This window comes from Enterococcus sp. AZ063, from assembly GCF_051715045.1.
GTDB classification, from domain to species: domain Bacteria; phylum Bacillota; class Bacilli; order Lactobacillales; family Enterococcaceae; genus Enterococcus_D; species Enterococcus_D casseliflavus.
This window is the reverse complement of the sequence record NZ_JBIOTA010000001.1, coordinates 2,277,547-2,296,946: the sequence shown is the minus strand read 5'-3', so window position 1 is coordinate 2,296,946 and position 19,400 is coordinate 2,277,547. Positions and strand designations below refer to the sequence as shown.

Below are 19,400 nucleotides of genomic sequence, written 5' to 3'. Positions count from 1 at the left end.
ATGCAACCGAAGTCTTTACAAATGAAAAATTTTGGTCCATTCATTGATGAAAAATTGGATTTTAGTCAGCTGCAAGCTGGCGGTTTGTTTTTGATCAGCGGCAAAACGGGTGCAGGAAAAACGACGATTTTCGATGGCATGACGTTTGCCTTGTTCGGTGAAACATCGGGGAATCTGCGCTCAGGCAAAGAAATGCGCTCGATGTTTGCTTCACCAACCGAAGAGACCAGCGTCACCTTTACTTTTGAACATCAGCGTTTTACCTACCAGATCCAACGGAAACCGGAACAGACCTTAGCAAAAAAACGTGGTGACGGGGTCACCAACCAAACGGCAAAAGTCCAGCTGACGATTTTTGACGCCGAAGGCAAAGAGAAAAAGCAGATCAGTAAACGCACAGAAGTTGATGCATTTATCAAGGATCTGCTGCAGCTGGATGCCAAACAGTTTTTTCAAATCATGATGTTGCCGCAAGGAGAATTTCGTAATTTTCTGATTGCCAGCAGCAATGAGAAAGAACGCGTTTTACGGAATTTATTTGGCACGGAAATGTATCAACAATTTAATGAATGGTTGAAAGAGCAAGTCAAAGCACAAAGTAAAAAGCTTGAGCATCAGCAGCTGCTCGCCTCGCAAATCATGGAGCGCTTTGAATGGGAAGAAGCGCAGGAGGTTTTAACGGTTGCGGAAGGTCTGACTTTGTGGGCGCAGGATTTAGAAAAACAACAAGCGCAGCTTCAGCAATTATTGCACAAAAAAGACCAAGCGATCCAAGAAATGAAAGCTGCGCAAGATGCTTTTTACCGTGCAAAAGAAATTGAAAATGCACGGATCGAATGGCAAGGTCTACAAGAAAAAGCCCGAGAGCTGCATGCTAAAAAAACCGAGATTGCTCAGAAAAAAGCACAGTTGAACCAGTTGGTGTGGGCGCTTGAACATCAAGAAATCATGCAGCAAAAAGAAGAACGAGTGAAAGAAGCACAGCAAGCTGCTCAGCAAATCAACGAAACAAAGCAGCAGTTGCAAGAAATTCAGCAGCAACAAGTAAGCTGGCAAGACCAACGAGCGTTGATTGACGGCATCAAGAAAAAACAGGAAGCTGCTAGTCAAAAAGTTCAACGAATCCAGCAGCAGATCCCGCTAGCACAGCGTACACAAGCGCAGCAAGAAGAAGTGGCGCAACTTGAAAAAGCCGCACAGCAACAGACCACCGAATTAACGAAGATAAACCAAGCGCAAGCAAGTGCCAAAGCGCAAGCGCAGCATCTGGTAGAAGAAATCGAAACCTTGCGAGGGTTTCAAACAGAAGCGGTGAAATTGGTAGAAACGCAGGCTCTGGTCGAAAAATGGCAGCAAGCAAAAGCGCAGTTTCGTGAAGCCGAGCAAAAAGCAGGGGAACAGCAACAAATTCATTCGGAGTTAGTTCTTGAACAACAGCAATTAGCAGCATCCTTGCTGGAGCTGCAAAAAACGTTAAAACAAGAAACCAGTCAAAATGCTCGAATGCAAATTGCTCGGCTTCGTCTATTACTGGAAGAAAATGAACCCTGTCCGGTTTGCGGATCATTGGATCATCCGAATACACAGGAGCACACGACCTATCGCATCGAAGACATCATTGCCAGTGAACAAAGACTTGAGCAAACACAAGAAAAATTGACGAAGATCCAGCAGCAAGTATCGGCAAATCAAACGCTGCAGGAGCAAGCCACATTGCGAATCAGCGAATGGCAAGCCACCAGTGTTGCTGCGCAGAAGCAAGTGGCATTCGCTTGGACTGCAGTTCAACAGGCATTTGCTGCCTTGCAGCCGATAGAAAACCAAGAGACGATTACCGAGGAAACGACGGTAGCGGAACTAAAGAAACGGCAATCTTTCAATCAACAAAAAGCCGCTTCTTATGAAGACGCACAGAAGAAACATCAGGCAGTAAATGAGAAATTAGCAACGTTAAATGAGTCCTTTCAGCAAGTCAGTGAGCAAGCGAAAAAAGCCCAAGAAGCGCGTCAGCTTGCGGAGGGGAAATTGGCTTCTTTACAGGAACAACTTGCAGGCGCAACGTATGAACAATTACAAGCCGATTTAACAAAAACCAATGGTTTACTGAGGGAATATACGCAACAAATTGAGGCTGATGCCCGACAAGAAGCGCAGCTAAACGAGCAGCAAGCGATTCTTTCAGAGAAGCTGAAAAATCTGCAGCAATTTTTTGCAGAAAAGCAAGCGGCTAAGACAAAAGCAGAACAACGACTGACGCAGCGACTCCAAGAAGCTGGTATGACGGAAGAAACGATGCGGGAATTGATTGCCCAAGCCGCTCAAACAACCGTTCTCTCAGAAGAAATCAAAACCTATGAGCAAGAAACGGTGTTTGTTCAGCAACGGCTAGCATTGTTAGATGCACAGTTAAAAGAGCAAGCTGCGATAGATTTAAACCATTTGGAAGCTGACTACCTTCAGTTGCAGACCGTGATGGAGGAACTACAGCAAGAAACAGTTCGCAAACAGGAGAAAGTCAACGTCAATCAACGGTTGTTTGACGAGCTGCAGGTCATTTATCAGCAAAATGTCGAAGAACTGGCCCAATTAGGCCAACTTCAGCAGTTGGCAGAAACCATCAACGGCGAAAACGTCAAAAAAACCAGCTTGGAACGGTATGTACTGCAGCAATTTCTGACAGAGATCTTAGAAGTCGCCAATGAACGCTTGGCTCGGTTGACTCGTGGCCGCTATCAATTTGAATTAGCGGATAAAGTCGGGAGCTATCGAAGCTCAACAGGCTTAGAAATTGACATCTATGACGATAATGCGGGACAAGTCAGAAGAGCTCATACACTTTCAGGCGGCGAAAGCTTTATTGCTGCCTTAGCGTTGGCGATCTCTTTGGCGGATGTGATCCAGCAACGAGCTGGTGGGATCGAGATCGAAGCCCTCTTTATTGATGAGGGCTTTGGATCGCTTGATGAAGAATCATTGGAAATGGCGATGGAAGCATTAGAAATGATCGAAAATGAAGGGCGCATGATTGGGATCATCAGTCATGTTCGAGAACTGCGGGCAAGAATCCTGCAGCAAGTTTTCGTAGAAACTAACGGCAGCGGGCAAAGCCGGATCCGAATAAAAGAATAAGGAGAGGAGGGCTCTTATGAAGTGGAGTATTCCAGAAAAAGTAATTGAGCGTGGCAGAACGTATGTCAACGAAGATCGCGTCTTATCTGTCACACCAGACAAAGAAAAAAATGTGTGGCACGCAGAAGTATTGGGGACAGAATTGTATTTAGTGACCTTAGATGCTACAGCCAAAGAGGTAGATTATTGCCAATGTCCGTACTGGGAAGAGCATCATTATTGCAAACACACGGTGGCAGTCGAACTTTATCTACGCAAACAAGGGAAAACACGAAAAATCAATGAGCAAACCCCCATCAAAAAAGCCTTTTCTGCTTCAGAGATGTTTTCCAACGGCTTTGCCCGCTTAGGGAGCGAAAAAGAAACGAGCCAACCCTTACAGGTTGAATTTCGGATAGATACCATCGCCACCAATCCTTACCATCAAGAAATGGATATCTTAGGGATTTCCCTCAAAGTCGGCCATCGTGGCACCGCACGGACCTATGTCGTTAAAAACATTTATAAATTTTTGCAGATGTACCAAGAAAACAAGCAGTACGCAGCGAATAAGCAGCAGACCTTCTTTCTATCTGCGGATGCCTTTGATGAGAAAAATCGAGCCTTGTTGAATCGATTGGCAGGAATCGCGCAAACGCAACAGATAATCGGGCAAGCAGGCATTCAGATCAGTGGTAAACTTGACAAAAAGTATTTGCTGCTACCAGTTGAGTTCGGCAAAGAATTGTTGTTACAGTTAAACGAAGTCTATACGCAAATAACCATTGGTGAAACAAAAGTCAATGAAGCCGATTTTCAAATCGGTGAACCTTTGTCGTTTTCAGTCACAAAACAAGAGGATCATTTTCCGCTGGAATTCGTGAAAGATTTTGACCATTTACTTAGCTATTATAATTGGGGTCTGCTGGATGGAACCTTTTATGAACTGACTGTCGAACAAAAGGAAATCTATGTCACGATGCAACAGTTGTTTAAACGATTTGAACAGCCAGTCATCGACTATCCGAAAGAAGAACTAGCGAATCTTTTTATGAAAGTATTGCCTTATTTGCGAAAAATCGGGCGTGTCCAAGTAGCACCTGAAGTTCAAAATGAAATCGAAGAGTCTGAATTGAAAGCTGTCTTTTCGTTACGGAAAATCAAAGGACAAGTCGATTTACAAGTAGACTTCACTTATGGAGAAGTCGTTTTTTCAAGTGATGAAAAACATCACTATATGCCAGAAAATCATCCCGAGATTTTACGTGATTTTCAACAAGAAGCACGAATTGAAGCGATTATTGAAACCTTTGGCTATCAAGCGAGCACTAAAAATTGGCAAAAAAGCTTACCTGCGGGGGAACAACTTTATACCTTTTTTACAAGGGAGATCCCTGTTTTAAGGCAATTAGGTGAAGTCCGTATCGGCAAGAAGCTGCGGGAACTTTACCTTGACGCCCAACACCATCGACCAGAAATCGTTATCGAAGAAAATGGTTCTTGGTTGGATATCAAGTTTGATGTCAGCGGCATTCAAGAGTCAGAGATCAATGAGGTCTTGCGCAGCCTGTTACAGTCTGCACAATTTTATACCACAGAAAATGGGCAAGTCCTTTCATTGGAATCGGAAGAGTTTCAAGAAGCAAGTGCTGCCCTGAAAAAATTGCGTCTTTCACTAGAAGCGAAGGATGGGGCGATCCAAGTTCCTTTGAATCAAGGGCTGCTCCTGCAAGAGCAGTTTGCTGATCAAGCCAGCTTTAGTGCCGGTTTTCAACAAATGACGGAAGACTTGATCCATCCAGAAAACTTTGAGGCGCAGCTGCCAGAAAACTTGCATGCTGAGTTGCGGCAATACCAAGAAGTTGGGTTCCGTTGGCTAAAAATGTTGAGCCACTATCAATTTGGCGGTATCCTTGCCGATGAAATGGGGTTAGGGAAGACCGTTCAGACGATCAGCTACTTACTTTCAGAAAAACAAGAGAAACAAAAATTGAATGTATTGATCGTGGCACCGGCGAGTCTAACATTCAACTGGCAACAAGAAATCAAACGGTTTGCGCCAACGATTTCTGCGTCTGTCATCAGCGGAACGAAAGAAGAGCGCGAAGGGCAGATGGCGCAGCCAGCGGACGTCCGCATCACTTCTTATGCAAGCTTGCGGCAAGACATTGATGCTTATCAAGCACTAGATCTGACTTGTTTGATTTTAGATGAAGCGCAAATGGTCAAAAACAGTGCGACCAAAACGGCACAGGCCTTGCGCTCCTTGGAAGTTCCACAGCGATTCGCCCTCAGCGGCACACCGATCGAGAATAATTTAGAAGAATTGTGGTCCTTGTTCCAAATGATCATGCCAGGATTTTTCCCGAACAAGCAGAAATTTAAAGAACTGTCTACACAAGAAATTGCGAAAATGATCAAACCCTTTATTTTGCGAAGAGACAAAAAATCCGTGCTGCATGATTTGCCGCAAAAATTGGAAACAAATTATTACAGTGTTTTAACAGAAGAACAAAAGAAAATCTATTTGGCGTACTTGCGGCAAATGCGGGAAGAAATCGCGCAAATGGATTCTACGTCTTTTCGTAAAAATCGAATCAGTATCTTAGCTGGTTTGACTCGACTGCGGCAAATCTGTTGTGACCCACGATTATTCGTGGAGGATTATGAAGGGTCTTCTGGGAAACTTGAACAGGTCAAAGATTTACTCTTAGCAGCCAAAGAAAATGGGCGTCGTGTGCTGTTATTTTCTCAGTTTACTAGCATGCTTTCGATCATTGAAGAAGAGCTAGCACAAGAAGGGTTTGAGTCCTTTTACTTGCGAGGCAGCACACCGCCGCAAGATCGTTTGACGATGGTTGATGCCTTCAATAGTGGAGAAAAGGACGTCTTCTTGATCTCGTTAAAAGCAGGAGGAACAGGACTGAATCTGACCGGCGCAGACACCGTGATCTTATACGATTTGTGGTGGAACCCGGCGGTGGAAGAACAAGCCGCTGGACGAGCCCATCGGATCGGTCAAAAAAATGTTGTCGAAGTCTGGCGAATGATTGCTGAAGGAACCATTGAAGAACGAATGGATGCGTTGCAACAAGAAAAACGTGAGCTTTTCCAAAAAGTGATCCAAGGCAATGAAACACAGCTTCAACAAATGACAGAAGAAGATATTCGCTTGATATTGAGTATCGGCGAAGAAAGTTAGCCAATCAAAAAGATGGACCTGCCGCAGGAGCGAAGGTCCATCTTTTTTAGTTATACATGTATGCAGGCACTTGCATCAGTGTGTCAATACTGTCTTGCAGCTGTGAAAAAGCAGTGATCGATGCATCTGGTAAGTCTTCCAATCCACTAGGCGCTTGACGGAGACGATGATTGAACCACAAAGCTTGCCAACCGGCTTTCTTACAGCCAACCACGTCATTATCAAAATTATCACCAACGTACAGTGTGGTTTCCGGATCAAGAGCAAAGGCGGTTTCTGCCAATTGGAAAATTTCTAGTTGCGGCTTTTGATAACCAGTTGCTTGTGAAATGATCATATGCTCTGGTTTGATCCATCGAGTCAGTTGCAACTGATCCAATTTTTTTTGCTGGTGGTCAGTGGGACCATTGGTAATAATTCCTAGTTTGACTGGCAATGTGGACAAATAGTTCAAAGTTGACTCAACTTCAGGATGCAGTGTGATGGCATCTAGTTCTTGTTCATAACACAGCTGAAACTTACAGCTTTCTTCTATTGTAATAGGTAAGTACCCTAAATCCGTTAATGAATGGGTCAGTCGAAAATAACGAAAATGATCTAGCGTCCATTCATTTGCCAATACCCGTCCAAACTGCTCATCACTGTGCACCCGAAACCGTAAGTAAAGAGCAGTTAAATCTTTGTGGGCTATTTGTGGGAAACATGAGGTTACGGCATTACGAAATGGTTGTTGCTGGTCATATAAGGTATCATCGACATCAAAAAGAATACTAGTGATCAAAAAAGACACGCCTTTCAGAGTTAGTGAAAATTTTCAGTTTGTTTTCGAATCAATCATAAGCCATTATTTCTGTAAAAAAAAGAGGAAAATCCCTGCAAAATAAAGGTTTTATTTACTGTTTTTAGAAATCCGCGTCTTCATAGGTTTTCAAAATTATAGTGAATTTTACCCATTTTCACATGTTTCTCATTTTGCATTTCTACTGAGAGTTGCTTATAATGAAAGCTATTGAGGAGGGGGAAATGTGTTAAAAAGGTTTTTTCGTTATTATCGACCGTATCGGTCACTATTTATACTCGACTTTACTTGTGCGGTATTTGCTGGTTTATTGGAACTAGCCTTTCCAGTTGCCGTCAACCAAGTAATCGATAAGATCATGCCTCAGAACAACTTTCGCCTAATACTGTTGGCATGCTTAGGCTTGTTCTTGTTTTATGTGATCAATACTGTGTTGCAATATATCGTGGTTTTTTATGGTCATAAACTTGGGGTCAATATTGAAACTGATATGCGTCAAGAGTTATTTCGACATCTGCAAACGCAATCTTTTGAATATTATGATAATCAAAAGACTGGCAAGCTGATCAGTCGATTGACTACGGATCTCTTTGAGATTTCTGAAGTCGCTCACCATGGTCCAGAGGATGTTTTTATTACCATTATGACTTTGGTCGGTTCATTCCTATTGATGTTAAATATGCATGTTCAATTAGCTGTGGCAACATTTGCGTTGATTCCCTTGATTACGATCGCCTTGGTTTTTTTCAATAAGAAAATGACCAAAGTCAACACACAGATCTATGATAATCTCGGTGAGTTCAACGCCGGAGTGGAAGCATCTGTCAGTGGCATTCGAGTGACACAATCATTTGCCAATGAAACGTTTGAACATAAACGTTTTGACGGGTTAAGTGAGATTTATCGGCAGTCTAAAATCCTTTTTTATAAGGTAATGGCAATCAGTTCAGCGTACAATTATTTCTTGATTCGGTTGATCAACTTGTTTGCTCTGATCTTTGGTGCCTACTACGTGATTCGTGGTGAACTGACGAACGGTCAGTTCGTAGGGTTTATTTTATTGTCAAATGTCTTTGTTAGACCAATCGAGAAGGTTAATACGATGATCGAAAGCTATCCGAAAGGCATCGCTGGCTTCAAACGCTTGACCGAAGAGTTGGATAAAGAACCGACGATCAAAGACAAGCCAGGCGCACGGGCAGTAACTTCCTTAAAGGGAGACATCGTGTACCATGATGTTTCTTTTTCCTATGCGGATGCGACGAAAGTCTTGAATCACATCGACTTGTCGATCAAAGCGGGTGAGACGATCGCCTTCGTTGGGCAAAGTGGTTCAGGGAAAACAACGTTATGCAACTTGTTGCCGCGGTTTTATGAAGTCACGGAAGGCGCCATTACGATTGATGGCATCAATATTCAGGAGATGACCTTGGCATCTTTACGTCAGCAGATTGGTACGGTGCAGCAAGATGTTTTTCTTTTCCCAGGAACGATTCGAGAAAATATTGCTTATGGCAAACTTGATGCAACAGAAGAGGAGATTTTAAAGGCAGTCAAATTGGCACACTTAGAAAAAGTCATTGATCAAATGACGGATGGCTTGGATACGGTCATCGGTGAACGAGGCGTCAAATTATCCGGTGGCCAAAAGCAGCGAGTAGCGATTGCTCGGATGTTCTTGAAAAATCCGCCGATTCTGATTTTAGATGAAGCAACTTCAGCGTTAGATACCGAAACGGAACAAGTGATCCAAGAATCATTGAATTCTTTGGCAGATGGGCGTACAACCTTGATCATTGCCCATCGCCTCGCAACGATCAAACATGCGACACGAATCATTGTCGTTAGTGAGAAGGGCATCTTAGAAGAAGGAACCCATGAAGAGTTGATGGCGAGAAGAGGGCATTATCGTGCATTGCATGATGCTCAATTCGCTCGTGACCGAGAACCAACACTCGCTTAGAAGAAAGACATGGTAAACGATCAGTTCAAGAATAGTACAGTCTATTATGCTTTGTCAGTGACCAAGTAACAAATTGGCTGGCTTCTTGGATTGATCGTTTTTTACTGAGTTTTTTGTGAGAAACCCTTTTCATTTATAAGCAGATGTTCATTTCTGCTGCTGTTTTATAGCAGATTATGACAGAAATGCTTCTATGGTTTTCTGATTAAAAAGGAATGTGATACAATAAAACCAAGAAGAAAGAGAGTGATTGCGATTACTAGCACAAAAAAATAACAATCATTTTCCTTGTAGCGCGATCGTTTCTCGGCAAAGGAAGGATCGTGAAAAAGTTCTTTTGAAAACGATTGAGCGACTGCCTTGGTTTTTCGCTCAGTTTTTGATTACATCTGTAATTTTCGGAGGAAAATTAAAAAACGTTGCCTTCTGTTAAAAGAATATTTTAATATTCTGACATCTTTTTGATACACCTTTGACACACTGTTGTATAAAAGGAGTAATATTAAAAAAAAATTTGAGTTTTCTCATTTAAAAATAAACTTTTTGAAGGAAACCTTTTGCCTTAAAGGTTTCGCTTTTAATATAACTTTCGAGTTTTATTAAAAAATATGAGATTTAGACTAGATTTTTTTTAGTTAAACCTGTATAATTGAAATCAAGCGAGGGAACAGGACTTGCTTGATTGAAAATTAAAAAGGAGAGATGCACGTTGTTGACACTATACACTTCCCCAAGTTGCACATCTTGTCGCAAAGCTCGTGCGTGGTTACAAGAGCACGAAATCCCTTTTGTTGAAAGAAATATTTTTTCAGAACCGTTAAATATTTCTGAGCTTAAGGCAATTCTACAAATGACAGAAGATGGCACAGAAGAAATTATTTCCACCAGATCCAAAGTATTCCAAAAGTTGAATATGGATCTAGATGACCTGCCCCTAAAAGATTTATTGACACTTGTTCAAGAAAACCCAGGATTATTGCGTCGTCCGATCATGATTGATGAAAAACGATTGCAAGTTGGGTTCAACGAAGATGAAATTCGTCGGTTCTTACCTAGGGATGTTCGCCAACTGGAACTAAGACAAGCGCAATTAATGGCAGGATTATAAATTTGACTTCATCGACTCGCTTTCTCTTTGAAAGTGAGTCTTTTTTTGAGTTTTTACGTTTTTCTTAAGAGGATATTCGTTTTCTCTTTACTTTTTATCAGGTTTCGATACAATGAACCTATAGTGAGTAGCAAAAGTGAGGTGTAGCTAATATGGAAATGGAACATATCAATGAGAACACCATTCGTGTATTGATCAAAAGTGAAGACTTAGCTGCGAGAGGCATCACTTTTCTTGACCTTCTAGGAAATCACAATGAAATTGAAAACTTCTTTTACAGTATTCTTGAAGAAGTTGATATTGACGAAGAATTTAAGGGCAGTGAAGCTGTAACTTTCCAAGTCTTGCCTAAAGGCGATGGGTTAGAATTGTTTATTAGCAAAAATCTTCCACCAGAAGGAATGGAAAATTTTGATGAGATGAACGATGAAGCGAATGAAGACATTACCGACATGTTGAAAAAGCATGTGGCGGCTCAATTACAAGAGTCGGAGCAAGCAGAAGACATCGGCAATCGTTTTGTATTCGAGTTGTTGCGATTCGAAGATATGATTCAATTGGCATCCGAAGTATATTTGGATTCCGTTGCAACCAATCTTTACCAAATGGGTAACCATTATTATATTGAAATTCGATTCATGGATGCAGAGGTTACTGATATTGAAGTGGAGAACGCACTTTCTTATTTGATGGAATTTGCCCAACGGACATCAGTGACGCCAGAGGTTTTATCTGAATATGGTCAGTTGATCATGGAAAACGATGCACTTGAATTGACTCGTTTCTACTTCAAGAATGATTAATGAATGAAATTCATTTCCAGCCAAGAACATGTTGCTAATGTTCTTGGCTTTTTCAATTGTGTTTGATGAAAATGGCGTATCTTTTATTGAGGTGAGTTAGATGCTGAAAGCATTGAACCAAAGAAAAGAAGTCATTGCAGCGAAAGGGAGAAAGAAAGCATCAGGTCCTTTTTATTGCCCAGGGTGTCACCAAGAAGTGACTTTGCGGCAAGGAACCAAGCGACAGCCCCACTTTGCCCATCAAGCAACTGCTGATTGTCAGACTTACAGCGAAGGGGAGACGAAGGAACACTTGGAAGCCAAACAACTATTGTTTGAATGGTTTCAAGATACAGGGATTGAGATCGAAGCTTTTTTGCCTAAACTCCAACAGCGTCCTGACCTTTGTTATAAGAATATCGCCATTGAAGTACAGTGTTCTTCCCTAAAGTTTTCACGATTTCTTGAAAGAACCAGCACGTATTTAGCAAACGGCTATCGACCATGGTGGATCTTAGGGGAGAAATTGCATCCGAAACGCCAATGGTCACTTTTGACAAGAGCCTGCTGTAGTTATCAGGCAACTGGTTTTTGTTTGTGGCTGATTGATACGCAAAATCAATCCTTAATGAAGTTAGAACAAATCAACTGGCACTATCAAGAAGGAGTCAGCAGTCAACAAAGCGATGCTCGAAAAGGGGCGCCTTACCATAAAGAAACACTTCGCCCTTTGTGCAAAGGACAAAGATCAAACCATCACCGTCCTCCTGAGTGGCTTGCTGCAGACTATCAGGTCTGGTTGATACAAAAACTGCGAAAGAACCTGCCAAAAATCCGTATGATCCAAGAAATATTGTATCCGTTAAAAGGCAATGTCTCCCAGCTGCCTATGTGGTGCTATTGTGCAAGCAGCTTTGGCATTTTATTTGAGCATCGAATATTGGTTTTTCGCTTTCTTTATTTAAGTGACTGTCCACTTCGTTTTGATCAATGGGTGGCACGGCTGCGGCAGCTGGATTGGCAATGGCAATTCCCGTTACTGGATCAACGGGAAATTTTGCGCGGACTCTTTCAAGAATGCCAATATTTAGAAAATTCGGTTTCTTTTTAAGCCAATGATTTGGTTTCACTGAAAAGTATGATAAGATAATTTTAACCAATGAACAAGGAGTGAAGGGAATGTCAGAAACAAAACAATTACCAGCACGTGAATCGATTCCAGTCGAAAAAACGTGGGACTTAACGAAAATCTATGCCGATGATGCGGCTTTTGACATAGAATTTCAAGAGATCCAAGCACAAGTCAAAGAAGCAAGTCGTTACCAAGGCACTTTAGCCGATGGGCCGCAAGCCTTCTTATCCGCATTAGAATTTGTTTTAGCGCTTTCTCGTCGTTTAGAGAAACTCTATGTATACAGTCATTTGAAAAACGACCAAGATACTGCCAATACGACGTATCAAGGCTTGTATGCAAAAGCAAGTAACTTGGTTGCGCAAGTAAGTGAAGCCGTTGCTTGGTTTGATCCTGAGCTATTGACAATGTCTGATGAAACGATTTGGGGCTATTTCGATCAAGAGCCGAAACTAGCTGTTTATCGTCATATGATCGAAAAAACCATCAACGAGCGTCCACATGTCTTGCCAGCGGAGCAAGAAGCGTTATTAGCTGGTGCTGGCGAAATTTTTGGGGCACCTGGCAACATTTTTTCTGTTTTAAACAATGCTGATTTGGATTTTCCAGTAGTTGAAGACGAAAACGGGGAAAAAGTACAGTTATCTCATGGTGTATACGGTGAGTTGATGGAAAGCACGGATCGATCTGTCCGTGAAGCAGCCTTTAAAGGTCTTTATGGTGTCTATGAGCAATTCCGCAATACCTTTGCCCAAACATTAAGCACCAATATCAAAGCTCATAACTTTAAAGCAAAAGCCCGCAAATTTGATTCGGCACGGCAAGCCGCTTTGAGTGCCAACCATATTCCTGAAAGTGTCTACGATACATTAGTGGACGTCGTCAATCAGCACCTGCCATTGTTGCATCGTTATATGGCATTAAGAAAACGCCTATTGGCTGTCGATACGTTGCATATGTATGATGTTTATACGCCAATTTTAGGGGAAGCGCCTATTCGTTATACCTATGAAGAAGCGGTCGAAAAAGCGAAAGAAGCGTTAAAACCATTAGGTGAAGAATACCTTGCAGTGGTTGAAGAAGCCTTCAGCAATCGGTGGATCGATGTCGTTGAAAACAAAGGCAAACGCAGTGGCGCGTATTCTTCTGGTGCCTATGATACGCTGCCATATATCCTGATGAACTGGAATGATCGATTGGATCAACTCTTTACTCTTGTTCATGAAATGGGACACAGTGTGCATAGTTACTTTACACGTAATAACCAGCCTTACGCCTATGGGGATTATTCGATCTTTTTAGCGGAAATCGCTTCAACCACCAATGAAAATATTTTGACAGAGTATATGCTGCAGACTGAAACAGATCCACGGGTCAAAGCTTATGTCTTGAATCATTTTCTCGATGGCTTCAAAGGAACGATTTTCCGTCAAACGCAATTTGCCGAGTTTGAACACTTCATGCACGTGGAAGATGCGAAAGGAACGCCATTGACCAGTGAGTTCTTAAGCGAGAACTATGCCGAGTTAAATGCAAAATACTACGGACCTTCTGTTGAAAAAGATCCTGAGATTCGTCTTGAGTGGTCACGCATTCCGCATTTCTATTACAATTACTATGTTTACCAGTATTCAACCGGATTTTCGGCAGCTTCTGCTTTAGCGAAGAAAATCTTAGCAGGTGAACCAGATGCCTTAACCAACTATTTGAACTATTTGAAAGCTGGACGCAGTGATTATCCAATCGAAGTCATGAAAAAAGCGGGCGTCGATATGACAAAAGCAGATTATATTGAAGACGCGATGAAAGTATTTGAGCAACGCTTGAATGAATTGGAAGAACTCGTCAAAGAAATTGAAGCATAATTGAAAAGCGAACCAATCCGTAAAGGATTGGTTTGTTTTTTTGTTTGTCCACAATAAAAAACGCTGCGCAGCGAGCCAAACACAAGATCATCGTTTGGCTCGCTGCGCAGCGTCGCTATTGAATAGGGTTTCATAAAAGAATCAACCCGCGATCAATTTCATGAATAGTGGAAAGTTTTGGTGCTTTCAAAGACTGAGCTTTTTGCAAGAATGTATCGAGTTCTGTTGCTGTACCACAGACGAGCGGAAGACTTCTCAGTTCCTCTGATCCTTCTAAAAGGACCCCATATTCTTCTTCACTTGAAAAATCATACACCACAGCAGAGGGTGTGATCGTGATGCCCATATCTTTGGCTACACGCTGATCGGTGGCAAAGTTCTTTTTCACTAGCTCAGAGGATCGATCTTCTAGGAACATCTCTAAATCACCATTCGTTTCAGAAAATAATTCTTTCACTAAGGCATCGCTATATTCTTGTCTTTCGATCCCTATCCGTTGTTGCAGTTTCAACAAGAAATCCCGCGCAATTTTTTTCCCTTGCAACTGAGCGGCCTTATAGTCCAGTGATGCAGCATAGATTTGGTTGGTCTGTTCATTTCGCAAGACCAAATCCGTCTTATTCATGGACAAATAGTCCATTGAGACACCTACGGAAAACAAGTTAACGAAAGGTAGGATCTGCAAATGGATTTTTTTGCGGCTGGTGTTTAATTTATTGAGAATCTCTTTTTCGATATCATAACAAATAGGCCCAATCGGATTAATAAATAAAAACAGTTCGATCATTTGAATCTCTCCCCAATTAAGATTCTTTTGTACCTTGAAAAACAAAATAAGTATGTTTTATTAAATATAGCAAAAAAACGCGAAAAAAGTAAGCAAAAGGACAGCTTACTATGATTTTTCTTCAACGGCTCGGATGATCTTGTTTTTCGCTGGTCGGTAAGGAACGCCAAAGAGACGTAACAAGGAGTGAAAGGCATCTTTTCCTTTAATCGGCTCGTTGACTTCTAACTCCAACTCATAATCATGCTGTTGACCATACCAGCTTTCATCCAAAGCAAGTAATCCTTCATTGATTGGAAATTCCGCCCGTTTCGTTTTTAATGCTGCGATCATGTGTAATGAATCAGGTTCGATATCCGCTGCTTTTAAACGTTGAGCAACCACACCTGTTTTTAAAATTTTTTCTGACGCGATCAATGACGCTGCGGTTTCGATTGTCAAAGGATCAGTCGTTTCTAGCAGACCGTGCTCAATGGGGGTTTTTAGCGTTAATTCCGCATTGGTAGCAGTCGTGCGAATACGCAAGCCGAACTGCTTTTCCTGCAGCTTATGATCTACCGTATCAAAATAGTAGTTGGTTTGTATCTTAAATGCTTCTTCTGACAAATTGTAATAAGCAAGCAGCTGGTGGTATTCTTTTTCCGTCAACATTGTTTTATATTCAATCTCTACTTGTTCGACCATCGTTTCTCACTCTCTTTCTATTGCAACCATAGTGTACGCTGTTTCAGCTATTCCGTCAAAGAAACCAAACAAAGAAAAGCTGAGACGTTGGGGGAGAGACAAAAAATCTTTTGTTTCTGCTCTTCTGTTCATTCAGTTTTAGTCCAAGAGTATGGTAGAATAAGAGGTATGTTATGAACAGAATCGAGGGAGAAGAATGATTCGAGATTGGGAAGAATTCTTAGCGCCTTATGAACAGGCGGTTTCAGAATTAAAAGTAAAATTAAGAGGCATACGAAAACAATATCGGGAACAAAACAAGCATGTTCCCATTGAATTTGTCACTGGGCGGGTCAAGCCAGTGGATAGCATTTTAACGAAAAGTAAATTACGTGGGATTGCTTTGGATCGGCTAGAAGAAGAGATGTCTGATATCGCTGGCTTGCGAATCATGTGTCAATTTGTGGAAGACATTCACCAAGTCGTTGAACTGTTGCGTACACGTAAAGACATGAAAGTGATCATTGAACGGGACTATATCACCAATAAAAAAGCCAGTGGTTACCGTTCGTACCATCTAGTGATCGAATATCCCGTTCAACTGATCGACGGGGAAAAAATTATTTTGGCTGAGATTCAAATTCGGACACTAGCGATGAATTTTTGGGCAACGATCGAACATTCATTAAACTACAAATACCAAGGGGAATTTCCCGCTGAAATCAGTGAACGGCTACGTCGGTCGGCAGAAGCCGCCTATCAGCTAGACGAAGAAATGTCCAATATCCGTGAAGAGATCCAAGAGGCACAACGGTTATTTTCACATGGGAAAGGCAAGCGAGGCGGACATGATCAGAACCCGTTGCCAAAGGGGGAAACGGAATGAAAGGTATCCGCGTGGCAATCGTCCATAATCAAGAAAGCAAGTCGGTAGAAGTGACAAAGCGTTTAACTACGCTTTTAGAACAATCAGAAAATAAGATCGATCAAGACAATCCTGAATTAGTGATTTCTGTTGGGGGAGACGGCACGCTCCTTTCTGCTTTTCACTTGTACAATCATAAGTTGGATCAAGTACAGTTTTTAGGCGTCCATACGGGTCATCTCGGCTTTTACACGGACTGGCGAGATTATGAATTGGAAGAACTAGTCGAGTCATTATGCAATGACCATCAAAAAAGCGTCAGCTATCCGTTATTAGATGTCCGTATCACGTATGCGAATGGAAAATCAGACAAGCATTTCCTAGCATTGAATGAATCAACGATCAAGCGCGGCAATCGAACGATGGTTGCCGATATTTCTATTAAAGAAGACCTCTTTGAAAAGTTTCGCGGCGATGGCTTATCGATCTCAACGCCCACCGGCTCCACTGCTTATAACAAGAGTGTTGGTGGGGCAGTCTTGCACCCAAGTATCAATGCCTTTCAATTGGCAGAGATTGCTTCGTTGAACAATCGTGTCTTTCGGACCCTTGGTTCGCCGATCGTCGTGGGTCACCATGAATGGGTCAAAGTACAACTGCAGCAAAGCACCGACTATTTAGTGACGATCGATCAGTTTACCATCGAACAAGAAGAAATCGATGCTATCTATTACCGTATTGCCGATGAACGGATTCATTTTGCGTCTTATCGGCATATGCATTTTTGGAATCGGGTCAAAGATTCCTTTATTGGAGAAGAATAAACCCATGGAATTTACGTATCACTATACTGGACAAGGACAGCAAGTCAAATACTTTTTGAAGGAACAAGGGGTGTCCAAAGGACTGTTAGCAAAAATCAAATTTCAAGGCGGAAAGATATTTGTCAACGATCACGAGCAAAACGTCTTGTTTTCTTTGGCGCAAAATGATAGGGTAACTATTGTAATTCCTCCTGAAGGGGAACATGAGACGATGCTGGCTGACCCGACACCGATTGAGGTCGTGTATGAAGATGCCCATCTGTTAGTCGTGAATAAGCCAGCAGGCATCTCATCGATCCCTGCGCAATATCATCCGACTGGCACGATGGCCAATCGCGTCAAGGCCTACTATCAAGCGCAGCACTATGAAGATCAAGTGATTCATGTAGTCACGCGGTTAGACCGTGACACATCAGGACTGATGCTTTTTGCAAAACATGGGTTTGCCCATGCGAAGCTGGATAGCCAGTTGCGAAAGAAGCAGGTCGTAAAAAAATATCAAGCCCTCGTTGCTGGTGAACTGCCCGCACTTTCTGCCCATGGTGAGATTGAGCTGCCGATTGCTAGGGACCTGACGTCACTATTGAAACGCAAGGTCAGTGACGAAGGAAAAGAAGCACGGACGGAGTATTGGCTAAAACAACGCAATTCAGATTGCGCTTTAGTTGATATTCAGTTACACACAGGCAGGACACATCAAATAAGGGTCCATTTTTCTGCAATCGGTTGTCCCTTATTAGGAGACGAGATGTATGGCGGTACAATGGCTCTTGGGATCAAACGACAAGCATTACACTGCTGTCAGCTGCAATTTCAGCATCCCTTTACGAATGAACCGTTGGCTTTTAAGCTGCCCTTACCAGCAGACATGGCCGCTGTTTGCTCAGCCATGGATAGGCAATAACAAATGAGGTGAAGAGATTGGATGAAAATCAAGAATTAACTGAACGGTTTGATCAACTGAATCAAGCATTAAAAGACAATGATATCCAGGGATTTCGTGAGGCGTTCTTGGATCTGCATATCTACGAGCAGGGTCAGTTCTACCAATCTCTAGAAGCAGCCGATCGACAAATCGTCTATACGTATCTTTCCCCGAAAGAATTGGCAGACATGTTTGACGTCATTGAAGAAGATGATGAACACATGGTAGACTATCTTTCAGAGATGCGCCCCGCCTATGCGGCTGATATGTTGGCGCAAATGTATACCGATAATGCGGTTGACCTGCTGAATACTTTGGATAAAAAACAAACAGCAAAATATTTGAGTTTGATGACCGCTGAAGCTGCTAGCGAAATCAAAGAGCTGCTGCATTATGAAGATGAAACTGCTGGATCGCTGATGACTACCGAGTTTGTTTCCATTGTTGCCAACCAAACGGTTCGTTCAGCGATGTATGTCTTAAAAAATGCCGCAGATGTTGCCGAGACGATTTACTATATTTACGTCGTGGATACTGATAATAAGCTTGTGGGCGTTATTTCTTTAAGAGACTTGATCATCAATGATGAAGATACCATGATCGCGGATATTTTGAACGAGCGGGTGATGTCGGTCCATGTTGGAGATGACCAAGAGGATGTCGCTCAGACCTTCCGAGATTATGACTTTCTCGCATTGCCAGTCACCGATTATGACGATCACCTATTAGGGATCGTGACCGTCGATGATATCATCGACGTTATCGATGATGAAGCAGCCAGTGACTACTCTGGTTTGGCAGGGGTCAATGTGGAAGAAGTCAGTGAGAACCCAATCAAAGCATCTTCGAGACGCTTGCCTTGGCTTATCACCTTACTCTTTCTCGGAATGGCAACCGCCAGTCTGATCAGTCATTATGAAGAGTTGGTCAGCGAAGCAAGTATTCTCGCCGTCTTTATCTCACTGATCACCGGAACTGCCGGTAATGCTGGTACCCAATCCTTAGCCGTAGCCGTTCGTCGTCTGGCGATCAATGACGACAAAGAAAACAGCTTTATGAAGACGGTGGTCGGTGAAGTGCTGACAGGACTGTTCACAGGTGCCATCACGGGGTTGACGATTTTTGCTATCGTAGCTGTCTGGAAACAAAATCCGATTCTAGGGTTTGTGATTGGGATGGCGATGATGTGTGCCATCACAGTAGCCAACTTAGCGGGAAGTTTGATCCCGATGCTGATGGACAAGCTGGGTTTTGATCCAGCAGTGGCAAGTGGTCCGTTTATCACGACCCTTAGCGATTTGACTAGTGTTTTGATCTACTTCAACATTGCCAGTCTTTTTATGAACTATTTTATTCAATGAATAAAAAAGAGCAAGC

At 42.4% G+C, this 19,400-nt stretch carries 14 protein-coding genes; 11 read left to right on the top strand and 3 right to left on the bottom strand.

Annotated features, from left to right (window positions below; genetic code table 11):
• Together IGK61_RS10600 and IGK61_RS10595 are read left to right on the top strand one after the other, a co-directional pair.
• Window positions 1-3,129: an AAA family ATPase gene (locus tag IGK61_RS10600; RefSeq protein WP_060792239.1), complete on the top strand. Its 3,129-nt coding sequence runs from the start codon at window positions 1-3 to the stop codon at window positions 3,127-3,129.
• 16 nt (window positions 3,130-3,145) lie between these two features.
• On the top strand, window positions 3,146-6,310 hold the full coding sequence (locus tag IGK61_RS10595) for a DEAD/DEAH box helicase (protein ID WP_438844825.1): 3,165 nt from the start codon (window positions 3,146-3,148) through the stop codon (window positions 6,308-6,310).
• Between the two features lie 46 nt (window positions 6,311-6,356).
• Here the strand turns inward: IGK61_RS10595 and IGK61_RS10590 are convergent, their stop codons facing one another.
• A complete protein-coding gene (locus IGK61_RS10590; RefSeq protein ID WP_060792241.1) occupies window positions 6,357-7,091 on the bottom strand; it encodes an HAD family hydrolase in 735 nt (244 codons plus the stop codon).
• Window positions 7,092-7,335: 244 nt separating this feature from the next.
• Here IGK61_RS10590 and IGK61_RS10585 point away from each other — a divergent pair, with 244 nt between their 5' ends.
• The 5 genes from IGK61_RS10585 (at window position 7,336) to pepF (ending at window position 13,959) form a co-directional block, all read left to right on the top strand.
• On the top strand, window positions 7,336-9,072 hold the full coding sequence (locus IGK61_RS10585) for an ABC transporter ATP-binding protein (protein WP_074535160.1): 1,737 nt from the start codon (window positions 7,336-7,338) through the stop codon (window positions 9,070-9,072).
• A 709-nt stretch (window positions 9,073-9,781) separates the two neighbouring features.
• Window positions 9,782-10,180 carry a transcriptional regulator SpxA gene (spxA, locus tag IGK61_RS10580; protein WP_003127030.1) on the top strand — a complete coding sequence of 133 codons (399 nt, stop codon included), beginning with the start codon at window positions 9,782-9,784 and terminating at the stop codon, window positions 10,178-10,180.
• Window positions 10,181-10,332: 152 nt separating this feature from the next.
• A complete protein-coding gene (locus IGK61_RS10575; RefSeq protein ID WP_005229698.1) occupies window positions 10,333-10,983 on the top strand; it encodes an adaptor protein MecA in 651 nt (216 codons plus the stop codon).
• A gap of 100 nt (window positions 10,984-11,083) precedes the next feature.
• On the top strand, window positions 11,084-12,073 hold the full coding sequence (locus IGK61_RS10570) for a competence protein CoiA (protein WP_074535161.1): 990 nt from the start codon (window positions 11,084-11,086) through the stop codon (window positions 12,071-12,073).
• Between the two features lie 68 nt (window positions 12,074-12,141).
• Window positions 12,142-13,959 (top strand): oligoendopeptidase F, encoded by a 1,818-nt coding sequence (gene pepF / locus IGK61_RS10565; RefSeq protein WP_016610833.1) that lies wholly within the window; start codon window positions 12,142-12,144, stop codon window positions 13,957-13,959.
• A gap of 130 nt (window positions 13,960-14,089) precedes the next feature.
• Here the strand turns inward: pepF and IGK61_RS10560 are convergent, their stop codons facing one another.
• Window positions 14,090-14,746, bottom strand: coding sequence for a ClpXP adapter SpxH family protein (locus IGK61_RS10560; RefSeq protein ID WP_005229705.1), 657 nt, complete (start codon window positions 14,744-14,746; stop codon window positions 14,090-14,092).
• A 108-nt stretch (window positions 14,747-14,854) separates the two neighbouring features.
• Window positions 14,855-15,430: a CYTH domain-containing protein gene (locus tag IGK61_RS10555; RefSeq protein ID WP_060792243.1), complete on the bottom strand. Its 576-nt coding sequence runs from the start codon at window positions 15,428-15,430 to the stop codon at window positions 14,855-14,857.
• 196 nt (window positions 15,431-15,626) lie between these two features.
• Here IGK61_RS10555 and IGK61_RS10550 point away from each other — a divergent pair, with 196 nt between their 5' ends.
• Genes IGK61_RS10550 through mgtE form a run of 4 tightly spaced genes read left to right on the top strand, consistent with a single transcriptional unit; the run spans window position 15,627 to window position 19,384 of the window.
• Window positions 15,627-16,295, top strand: coding sequence for a GTP pyrophosphokinase (locus IGK61_RS10550; protein WP_005229708.1), 669 nt, complete (start codon window positions 15,627-15,629; stop codon window positions 16,293-16,295).
• Between the two features lie 5 nt (window positions 16,296-16,300).
• A complete protein-coding gene (locus IGK61_RS10545; protein WP_026008090.1) occupies window positions 16,301-17,098 on the top strand; it encodes an NAD kinase in 798 nt (265 codons plus the stop codon).
• Between the two features lie 4 nt (window positions 17,099-17,102).
• Window positions 17,103-18,002, top strand: coding sequence for an RluA family pseudouridine synthase (locus tag IGK61_RS10540; protein WP_060792244.1), 900 nt, complete (start codon window positions 17,103-17,105; stop codon window positions 18,000-18,002).
• Window positions 18,003-18,019: 17 nt separating this feature from the next.
• Window positions 18,020-19,384, top strand: a complete 1,365-nt coding sequence (gene mgtE / locus IGK61_RS10535) for a magnesium transporter (protein WP_010749430.1) — start codon at window positions 18,020-18,022, stop codon at window positions 19,382-19,384.
• The last annotated feature ends 16 nt before the right edge of the window (window positions 19,385-19,400 follow it).

What these genes read in the sequence shown, in the direction of transcription:
- IGK61_RS10600 (WP_060792239.1), top strand. Translation starts at nt 1, where the DNA reads ATGCAACCGAAGTCTTTACAAATGAAAAATTTTGGTCCATTCATTGAT.
- IGK61_RS10595 (WP_438844825.1), top strand. Translation starts at nt 3,146, where the DNA reads ATGAAGTGGAGTATTCCAGAAAAAGTAATTGAGCGTGGCAGAACGTAT.
- IGK61_RS10575 (WP_005229698.1), top strand. Translation starts at nt 10,333, where the DNA reads ATGGAAATGGAACATATCAATGAGAACACCATTCGTGTATTGATCAAA.
- IGK61_RS10570 (WP_074535161.1), top strand. Translation starts at nt 11,084, where the DNA reads ATGCTGAAAGCATTGAACCAAAGAAAAGAAGTCATTGCAGCGAAAGGG.
- pepF (WP_016610833.1), top strand. Translation starts at nt 12,142, where the DNA reads ATGTCAGAAACAAAACAATTACCAGCACGTGAATCGATTCCAGTCGAA.
- IGK61_RS10560 (WP_005229705.1), bottom strand. Translation starts at nt 14,746, where the DNA reads ATGATCGAACTGTTTTTATTTATTAATCCGATTGGGCCTATTTGTTAT.
- IGK61_RS10555 (WP_060792243.1), bottom strand. Translation starts at nt 15,430, where the DNA reads ATGGTCGAACAAGTAGAGATTGAATATAAAACAATGTTGACGGAAAAA.
- IGK61_RS10550 (WP_005229708.1), top strand. Translation starts at nt 15,627, where the DNA reads ATGATTCGAGATTGGGAAGAATTCTTAGCGCCTTATGAACAGGCGGTT.
- IGK61_RS10540 (WP_060792244.1), top strand. Translation starts at nt 17,103, where the DNA reads ATGGAATTTACGTATCACTATACTGGACAAGGACAGCAAGTCAAATAC.